Here is an 8,933-nt window from a genome sequence, read left to right as displayed (position 1 = left end):
ACTGTCCGTGGACGAGACGGATCAGCCTTAGACCGCGCAGGCCTTCGCCCAATCGGCCATGAGGGCGTGGCGCTTGGCGAACTGATCGCCGCGCCGATAGGCGGCCTCGACCTTGTTGGCGACCTTGTGCGCCAAGGCCATCTCGACCATTTCGCTCGGATAGTTGGTGATCTCCGCGGCCCAGTCACTGAAGGTGCTGCGAAAGCCATGAGTCGTCAGGTCGGCGCGCTTTAGCGCCTTGAGGACTTTGAGCAGGCTCATGTTGCTCAAGCCCTTGCCCGCACGCAGGCCAAAGAACACCGGCCCGTTCGGGAGGCTCGGCGCGCCGGGCGCGACCTTGCCCTGCCACCGCCTGGCCTGAGCGTCGAGCCAGCGCACGCGCATGTCTTCCAGGATAGCGATGGCCGGGGCGCTCAAGGGGATCCGATGCTCTCTGTCGGCTTTCATGCGTTCGGCCGGTACGATCCAGACCTTCTTGACCAGGTCGAACTCGCTCCAATCGGCTTGGAGGATCTCGCTGGTGCGCGCCACCGTCAGGATCGCAAATTCCAGCGCTCGCGCGGCCACGCCGTCGACCCTGGCCAGTCGCGTCATGAACTGCGGAAGCTCCGGGAACGGCAAGGCCGCATGGTGCTGCACCTTCTGCACCTTGGCCTTGGCCGGCAGGATCTTGTCCAGATGCCCTTTCCAGCGGGCAGGGTTGTCGCCGGACCGGTGGCCATAGACCGTGGCCCAGTCGAGCACGTTCTCGATGCGGCCGCGCACACGGCTGGCCGTCTCGGTCTTGGCCGTCCAAATGGGCTCGAGCACGGCCAGGACGTGGCGCGTTTCCACCTCGCCGACCGGCAGCTTTCCCATGCTGGGCGTGGCGTAGGTCGTCAGCGTGCTCTTCCACTGCTTGACGTGCTTTTCGTTGCGCCAGGCGGCCTTATTGGCCTCGATATAGGCGTCCACTGCGTCGTCGAAGGTGACGCCCCTGCCCAGTTCGAGCTTCTGGTCGGCCTCGGCCTTGCGGCGCTCCTCGATTTGATCGAGGCCCTGAAGGCGAAGCTGGCGTGCGTCCCTGGCCGCAGCGCGCGCCTGGGCGAGCGAAACGGTATGGGCTGGCCCCAGGCCCATTTGCCGCTGCCGCCCCGGGACCCTGTAGCGAAAAATCCACGAGCGCCCGCCGTCCCCCATGATCTGGAGGTACAGACCGCCGCCATCGGCTGGAGCCCCGGCGCATCGAGTCGACGGACCTGAAGGGCGTTCAGACGTTCAAGAAGCCGGGCCACTACCCACACTCCTACCCACTCACCTGACGCCGACTATGCTGGATCTGGCCGGACGCGTCCAAACACGAGTTCGCGATTTTCCCTTGTAGAACAAGGAATTTAGCGGCCCCGCGTGGACGCCGATGGATTAGGATGGATGGGGTGATGGCGGAGACGGAGTCAATTTGAAAAATTATCAATAGTAGAAAAATATCAAATATTTATCTGATAATCGACAATCTCTTTATACGTTCCTTTATACGATTTCCACTTGGCTTTAGATGGACGCCGACGGACGGCCATGGACCAATTCGAAGACGCTCTACTCGACCAACTGGTCGCGATTACGAGCGTCGATCGTCGCCCTTGGCATTGCATGCAAGGAGGCCGCGCAGCGCGCGTATCGGAACGTCCACGATGAACGGCTATCCTGACCACCCGCTCAACATTGGCGGGCTGGCCTGCGCGATGTGTCGGCTTTGCGAGCCTCCATGTGCCGAAAACAGACCGATCGCACACATCGTTTCAAGCCAGGGGAACTGAATTTATACGACCCAGGCTGGAGCCGCCTAGCGCCAATAGCGGCCATTGGAATGCTTCCAGAAACCCGACATTCAGGTCGCCGCCCGATCGGGCCAGATCGCCCCTTTAACGGCCTCCGCGGGATCCGCCCCGGCTCAACGACTTGCACGATGGACGGTCGAAGTTCAGATGGACATGCCGCCTCGGAGTCCCCCGCCATCGATCGTTTCTCGACCTTGCAGCTGTTCGTTCGCGTTCTCGAACTGAGCAGCTTCACGCGGGCGGCCCACGAGCTTGGCCTTCGCCAGCCTGCGGTCAGCAAGCAGATCACCGCGCTGGAAACCCACCTGGCCACGCAATTGCTCGACCGCACGTCGCGGGGCCTTCGACCAACGGCGGCGGGCCTGGATCTCTACCAGTCGGCGGTGAAGCTCCTCGCCGACCTGGAGGAGACTGAAGGCCGCGTCCGCGGGTCTGGCCATGGCCCGGCGGGTCAGGTCCGCGTTGCCACCCCACCGGCCCTGGGCCGCCGCTACATCATCCCGAAGCTGCCCGCGTTCCTGGCGCAATATCCCGGTGTCACCGTGGAATTTTCGGTCACCGAACGGGTGGTCGATTTCGTCAAGGACGGCATCGACGTGGCGCTGCGCGTCGGCGCCCTGAAATCCTCGACCCTGGTGGCGCGCCGGATCGGCAGCTTACGGACGATCACGGTCGCAGCGCCGAAATACTTGACCGACCATGGCGCGCCCGCCGATCTCGATGCGCTCGCAGGTCACCGCCTCATCGTCGGCCAGACCGATGGCGCCGCCCTGCCCTGGCATTTCCAAACCTCGGACGGCCCGGTATCAATCAATCCGTCCGGACCGATCCGCTCCAATGACGGGGAGGATTTGCGCGCCGCGGCGCTTGCCGGATTGGGGGTCCTGCATGGCCCCAGCGCCCTCTTCCAGACGGATCTCCAAGCCGGCAGGCTCGTGCGCGTGCTGCAGGACTTCTCCCCCGAGGCGGTCCCGATCCATGCGGTCCATTCCAGCGGACGCAACACGCCCAAGCGCGTGCGGGTGTTCATGGACTTCCTAGCGGCGACCTTCGCCGGAGTACCGAGCCTGCGCCTCTAGCCCGTCATTCCGATGAGGAATGGCTGGTATGCGAAACGATCGTCTTCTGAGCCCGGTGCCTCCGCGCCTAAAACCCCGGGCCTTCCATCCTGAAGGCGGTTCGATCGAGACGCATCATGTCGACAAGCCCCACAACCCCGCCGCCCGCCAGCCCCGCCGACAAGCTGGCCGTGGTTGAAGCCCTCTACCGCTTCGCCGCCGGCATCGACCTGCGCGACACAGAGCTGTTGGCTTCGGCGTTCGCGCCGGACGCGGTGTCCGACTTCCGCCCCGCCGCCGCCAAGGCGGGCTTCGAGTATCCCGTGCTGGAAGGCCGGGACACGATCGTGTCGGCCCTGGCGACCTCGCTTGGCGCGATCGACACCACCCACTCCATCAGCAATCCGCGCGTCACCGTCGAGGGCGACCACGCCCGCTTGGACGCCCTGGTGGAAGCCCAGCATGTGCCGTCCAGCGATCCCACGCGCCACTACCTGATGAAGAACCGCTACGACGTCGAACTGACCCGCCAGGGCCAGGACTGGGTCATCCAGCGCGTCACCATCGACAATGTCTGGCGGACCGGCGACCCGGCCGTTCTGGCCGGGGTCTAGGGATGGCTGGCCGCCGGCTGCCCAAGGGGACGCCAGCGGCCTTGCCTCAGTAGCCGACGCCGCGCACGCCGCCAGCGGCTCGAAGCGATTCCCCCGTCACCCAGTGGGCGTCCTCGGACGCCAGGAAGACGGCGACCGGGGCGATGTCCTCGGGCTCGCCGAACCGGCCGAGCGGCGTGCCGGCCAGCAGCTTCTCACCCAACTCGCCGGCGAAATTGCCGTCGGTGGCCGGCGTGTTGGTGTGGCCCGGCAAGACCGCATTGACGCGGATGCCGCGCGGTCCGAGTTCACGGGCCAGGGCGAAGGTCAGGGTGTCGACCCCGCCCTTTGTCGCCGCATAGACGCTGGAGGCTAGGTAGGGGTCGGTGCTGAGGATCGAGCTGATGTTGATGATGCTGCCGCCAGCCGCGTCGAAGTGCTTCACAGCCTCGCGGATGGCCAGGAAGTAGCCCAGTACATTGACGTTGAACTGCTTGTGAAAGGCCTCTTCGGTCATGTCGGCGACCATCTCGAAGATGGCGAAGCCGGCATTGTTGACCAACACGTCCAGCCGACCGTGCTCGGCCTTCACCGTGTCGAACAGGCGCGCGACGTCGGCGGCCTTGCTCATGTCGGCCTGCACGGCCATGGCCGTCCAGCCCGCCGCCAGGATCGCGGCGACCACGGCCTCCGCGCCGGCCTGGTTCTTGGAATAGTTGACCACGACGCTCGCGCCTTCGGCCCCAAGACCCTTGGCGATGCCGGCCCCTATGCCGCTCGAGGCGCCGGTCACGACGGCGACTTTTCCATACAGTTTCATCAGGTCTTCCTCATGGCGATGGCTGGCGACCGTGGCCGCGCCGATGCTGAGGATGTGAGGGCTTCAGGCAGTCCCCGCGCGCCTGATCCTCGCTGATGATTGCCTATTCTTCTCACCGGCTTGCCGCGCTCACGCGCGAGGCCATATCCTGAGACATGATCAAGGCCCTGGATGAGTTGCGCGCCATCGCCATGCGCGCCGGCGACCGGTGGACGAAGACCGAGTTGCCGCGCGTGGCGATGGTCCGGGCCGAAGCCTGCTCCGACCAAGTGTATGGGCCGATGCTGCATCTGGTGCTGCAGGGGAGCAAGAGCCTGTCGATCGGCGAGCAGGTGCTGAACTTCGCGCCGGCGAGCTATTTCATCGTGCCGGTCGAGGTTCCCGCCCTGGGCCAGATCGCCGCCGAGCGCCCCGGCAGTCCTTATCTGGCGCTCAGCCTGGCGCTGGAGCCGACGGTCATCGCCGATGTGCTGGACGGCCTGGGCGACACCGCCCTGCCGGGTGGCGGCCTGGACTTCCAGATCACCGCCGCTACGCCAGAACTGATCGACGCCTGGCTTCGACTGATGCGGCTGGCCGATCGCCCCGGCGAAGCAGCCATGCTGGCGCCGATGATCGAACGAGAGATCCTGTTCCGCGTGCTGCAAGGCCCACAAGGTGACGTCCTTCGACAGATCGCGCGGCCCGACAGCCGGCTCTCCCAGGTCCGTCGTGCGCTCGAGTGGCTTGGCCTCCACTATGCCAAGCCCATTCGCGTCGGGCCGCTGGCGGCGATGACGGGCATGAGCCAGGCGGCCTTCTATCGCCACTTCAAGGCCCTGACGGCGATGACGCCGATCCAGTACCAGAAGCGGCTTCGGCTGCTGAAGGCCCGACGGATGCTGCTGTTCGAGCCGCGCGACGCGTCGACGATCGCCTATTCCGTCGGTTATGAGAGCCCGTCCCAGTTCAGTCGGGAGTACGCGCGCCTGTTCGGTCTGCCGCCGATGCGTGACATGGCGCGGTTCCGGTCGCCTTCAGCGGTCGCCTAGGCGCCGGCGCGAAGCTGGCTCAGAGCCCGGCTGACGTCCCGGCCTGGCGGCTGACCAAACAGCCGGCCGTATTCGCGGCTGAACTGGGTGGCGCTCTCGTAGCCGACTTCGAGCGCGGCCGACCCTACCGTTAGGGCCTGGGTGATCATCCGCTGGCGCGCGTGCATCAGGCGAATGGTCTTCTGGTACTGCAGCGGGCTCATGTTGGTGACGGCCTTGAAGTGGCGGTGAAACGCCGAAGCGCTCATCGCCACCATCGCCGCCAGGGTCTCCACCCGCAGCGGCTTGGCGAAGTTCTCGCGGATCCAGGTGATGGCCGCGTGGATCCGCGACAGGGCCGTGTCCGGCGTGGCGATGTCGCGCAGCAGCCAGCCGTGCGGTCCCTGCAGCACCCGATAGAGGATCTCGCGCTCATAGGCCGGGGCCAGGACGGGGATGTCGTCTGGCCGCTCGATGAGGCGCAGCATCCGCACCCAGGCGTCGAGCAGCTCGGGCGTGACCGTGGCCACCGAAAACCCCTGCCCCACCGCGCGTCCCGCCGAGGCGGGCGCCTGCTCGAGAACCCCGGCGATCACCTGCGGATCGAGCGTCAGGCTGATGGCCAGGTACGGCTCGCCCGTCGTGGCCGGATGGACCGAGCCGACGGCCGGCAGGTCAACCGACATCACGAAATAGCTGGCCGGATCGTAGTGCAGGGTCTGGTCGCCGATGGTCATCGACTTGGAGCCCTGCAGGATCAGGTTGATCATCGGATCGTAGAGCGCCGCCAGCTGGTGCTCGGGGATCTCGCCCTGAACTATGGCCACGCGCGGGATTCCGGTCTCGGTGCGGCGGTTTTCGGCGTGGGACGCCAGGCGGCGCAGCTCTTCAAGCGCGGTTTCCATGCAGGGACTACTGAGCCGATCCAGCGCGCGGGGCAATGCCAAAGCAGGATCAGGCAGGATTAAGCCAGGATCACCCGCAGCCCGGCCCGATCGAAATCCGTAGGTCTGTTCTCGTCAACACGGCGGAGAACAGCATGAAGATCGTCATCATCACCGGCGGCAGCCGGGGCCTGGGCGCCAGCGCCGCCCTGCAATGCGCCCAGCGCGGCCTGGGCGTCATCGTCACCTACAACAGCCATCCCGAGGGCGCGAACGCCGTGGTCGCCAGGATCGAGCAGGCCGGCGGCAAGGCCCTGGCCGCCAAGCTGGATGTCGGCCAGGTCTCGACCTTCCCCGCGTTCCGCGACCTGGTCGCCGATCGCCTGCAGGCCGTCTTCGGCCGGTCGACCTTCGACTACCTGGTCAACAACGCCGGCTATGGCCTGTTCAATCCGATCGAGACGGTGACCGAGGCGCAGTTCGACGGCCTGCTGGGCGTGCATCTGAAGGGACCGTTCTTCCTGACCCAGGCGTTGCTGCCCCTGATGGCCGACGGCGGCGCGATCGTGAATCTGACCAGCGCCACCACCCGCGTCGCCACGGCCGGCGTCGCGCCCTACGCCGCCTTCAAGGGCGGGCTGGAAGTACTGACCCGCTACATGGCCAAGGAATTCGGCGGCCGGGGCATCCGCGCCAATTCGGTCTCGCCCGGCGCCATCCGAACCGATCTGGGCGGCGGCCTGCCCGACGAATTCGCCGACATGCTGGCCGCCCAGACGGCGCTGGGCCGGGTGGGCGATCCGGACGATGTTGGCAAGGTGATCGCGAGCCTGCTGTCGGACGACACCGCCTGGGTCAACGCCCAGTCGATCGAGGTCGCCGGCGGTTACCTCATCTAGCCGCGCGCCCCGCTTCAGGAGAACACCATGCTCGACCACGTCTTCATCACCGTCAGCGACATCGAACGCTCGATCGCCTTCTATGAGCAGGCCTTGGCCCCGCTCGGGATCGCTCACGCCGTCGACTATGACGGCAAGGACGGCCCCGAGGGCCACCCCGATCTCAAGGGCTTCGGGCGCGGCGGCCGGGTGTTCTTCTGGCTGCGGGCCGGCCGGGCCGACGCCCGCGCCGCCCATGTCGGCTTCGTCGCCGATGACCAGGCGGAGGTCGACGCCTTCTACGCGGCGGCCATCGCCGCTGGGGCCGGCGACAACGGCCCGCCCGGCGCGCGGTTCTATTACGACCCGCGCTACTACGCCGCCGGCGTCACCGATCCGGACGGCTACACCCTCGAGGCCGTCTACAAGAGCTGGCAGCACCCGGCGCGCTAAGCCTCGCCTCTTCTCCCCACAATCGACTTTGCAAGGACATCCCATGAACGGGCGACTGCTGATCTATGGCGCGACGGGCTATACCGGCCAGATGGTGGCGCGGGCGGCCAAGGACGCTGGCCTCGACATCGTGCTGGCCGGCCGCGACGCGAACAAACTCGCTAAACTGGCCCTCAAGCTCGACGCGCCGTATCGCGCCTTCGCCGTCGATGACATGCCCGCCCTGCACGCCGCGCTCGGCGACTGCGCCGCGGTGCTCAACTGCGCGGGCCCGTTCGCGGCGACCGCCAAGCCGATCATCGAAGCCTGCCTGGCCACTGGCGCGCACTACCTGGACATCACCGCCGAGTTCAACGTCTACGCCCTGGCCGAGTCCTTGTCGGACGCCGCCGCCAAGGCCGGCGTGATGCTGCTGCCGGGTGTCGGCTGGGACGTGGTGCCCAGCGACGCCCTGGCCGTCCGCACCGTCGCCCAGGTCGCCGATCCCCAGCGCCTGCGCATCGCCCTGCAGGTGGCCGGCTCGATGTCGCGCGGCTCGGCCATCAGCGCCGGCGAGATCATCGCGGTGGGCCTGCTGGTGCGCCAGGATGGCAAGATCGTCGCCAAGCCGGACGCCGCGAGCGCGGAATTCAATTTCGGCGAAGGCTATGTCGAGTGCTTTCCGCTGTCGTTCGGCGACCTGGTGACGGCTTGGCGCTCGACCGGCGTGCCCAACATTGAGATGTTCGTCCACGTCACCGGCGCGGCGTTCCCGCAGGGCGATCTCTCAACCCTGCCCGATGGCCCGACCGTACAGGAGCGGGACGAGAACCGAGCCAAGGTCGTCGTCGAGGTCCTGGGCGCAGACGGGTCGCTGGCTAGCGCCATGATCGAGACCGTCAACGGCTATTCCTACACGCCGCTCGCCGCCGCCGAAGCCGCACGCCGCGTCCTCGCGGGCGAGCACCACCCCGGCTTCCAGACGCCGGCGACCGTGTTTGGACCCGACTTCGCCACGTCGATCCCTGGCACCCAGATCATCGATCTGTAGTTGGAGCAGACGCCATGGACGCCATTGAGGTCACGACCTTCAAACTCACGCCCGGCCTGACCATCGACGACTTCGTCGCCGCCAACGCCGATGTCGACGCCTGGCTGCTCAGGCAGCCAGGCTTCATCTCACGACGTATCGCCCAACGTGACGACGGCGTGGTGATCGACCTGCTGATCTGGGTCAGCGTCCGGGACGGCGAGACCGCCGCGGCCCGGCTGATGGACGAGCTGGCGGCCTCTCCGGTCCATGCCGCCATCGACCAGTCCACGGTGTCGTGGACGGTGTCGACCGTTCATCACCGACTTTTGCCTTCAGCAACGAAGAGATAGCTGGGCAAGGTTGCCGGCGGCGTCGCGCCATGAGCGGAAGTTAGAAGCGCTCCTATCT

General features: G+C 66.6%; 10 protein-coding genes. 7 read left to right on the top strand and 3 right to left on the bottom strand.

Going from position 1 to position 8,933, the window contains the following annotated elements:
- Nucleotides 1-27 precede the first annotated feature (27 nt).
- Nucleotides 28-1,179, bottom strand: a complete 1,152-nt coding sequence (locus AC07OA_RS15380; RefSeq protein WP_494664693.1) for a tyrosine-type recombinase/integrase — start codon at nt 1,177-1,179, stop codon at nt 28-30.
- Between the two features lie 832 nt (nt 1,180-2,011).
- On the opposite strand from AC07OA_RS15380, the gene AC07OA_RS15375 reads away from it, so the two are divergent.
- Nucleotides 2,012-2,896 (top strand): LysR family transcriptional regulator, encoded by an 885-nt coding sequence (locus tag AC07OA_RS15375; protein WP_494664692.1) that lies wholly within the window; start codon nt 2,012-2,014, stop codon nt 2,894-2,896.
- 116 nt (nt 2,897-3,012) lie between these two features.
- Complete coding sequence (locus tag AC07OA_RS15370) at nt 3,013-3,489, top strand: nuclear transport factor 2 family protein (protein WP_494664691.1); 477 nt, start codon at nt 3,013-3,015, stop codon at nt 3,487-3,489.
- A 46-nt stretch (nt 3,490-3,535) separates the two neighbouring features.
- On the opposite strand, the gene AC07OA_RS15365 is transcribed toward AC07OA_RS15370, so the two are convergent.
- The gene (locus AC07OA_RS15365; protein WP_494664690.1) at nt 3,536-4,288 is read right to left on the bottom strand and encodes an SDR family NAD(P)-dependent oxidoreductase; all 753 of its coding nucleotides are present in this window, start codon (nt 4,286-4,288) and stop codon (nt 3,536-3,538) included.
- A 155-nt stretch (nt 4,289-4,443) separates the two neighbouring features.
- Here AC07OA_RS15365 and AC07OA_RS15360 point away from each other — a divergent pair, with 155 nt between their 5' ends.
- Nucleotides 4,444-5,319, top strand: a complete 876-nt coding sequence (locus AC07OA_RS15360; protein ID WP_494664689.1) for an AraC family transcriptional regulator — start codon at nt 4,444-4,446, stop codon at nt 5,317-5,319.
- Here AC07OA_RS15360 and AC07OA_RS15355 read toward each other — a convergent pair.
- Nucleotides 5,316-6,203, bottom strand: coding sequence for an AraC family transcriptional regulator (locus tag AC07OA_RS15355; RefSeq protein WP_494664688.1), 888 nt, complete (start codon nt 6,201-6,203; stop codon nt 5,316-5,318). The genes AC07OA_RS15360 and AC07OA_RS15355 overlap by 4 nt on opposite strands.
- A gap of 134 nt (nt 6,204-6,337) precedes the next feature.
- On the opposite strand from AC07OA_RS15355, the gene AC07OA_RS15350 reads away from it, so the two are divergent.
- Genes AC07OA_RS15350 through AC07OA_RS15335 form a run of 4 tightly spaced genes read left to right on the top strand, consistent with a single transcriptional unit; the run spans nt 6,338 to nt 8,875 of the window.
- Nucleotides 6,338-7,081, top strand: a complete 744-nt coding sequence (locus AC07OA_RS15350; protein ID WP_494664687.1) for an SDR family NAD(P)-dependent oxidoreductase — start codon at nt 6,338-6,340, stop codon at nt 7,079-7,081.
- A 27-nt stretch (nt 7,082-7,108) separates the two neighbouring features.
- Nucleotides 7,109-7,513, top strand: a complete 405-nt coding sequence (locus AC07OA_RS15345) for a VOC family protein (protein ID WP_494664686.1) — start codon at nt 7,109-7,111, stop codon at nt 7,511-7,513.
- Nucleotides 7,514-7,556: 43 nt separating this feature from the next.
- Nucleotides 7,557-8,543 (top strand): saccharopine dehydrogenase family protein, encoded by a 987-nt coding sequence (locus AC07OA_RS15340; RefSeq protein ID WP_494664685.1) that lies wholly within the window; start codon nt 7,557-7,559, stop codon nt 8,541-8,543.
- 14 nt (nt 8,544-8,557) lie between these two features.
- On the top strand, nt 8,558-8,875 hold the full coding sequence (locus AC07OA_RS15335) for a hypothetical protein (RefSeq protein WP_494664684.1): 318 nt from the start codon (nt 8,558-8,560) through the stop codon (nt 8,873-8,875).
- The last annotated feature ends 58 nt before the right edge of the window (nt 8,876-8,933 follow it).

The organism is Caulobacter sp. GW821-FHT09B08 (genome assembly GCF_059418225.1).
Note: the sequence above shows the minus strand (reverse complement) of the source record. Positions and strands in the feature narration are given on the sequence as shown.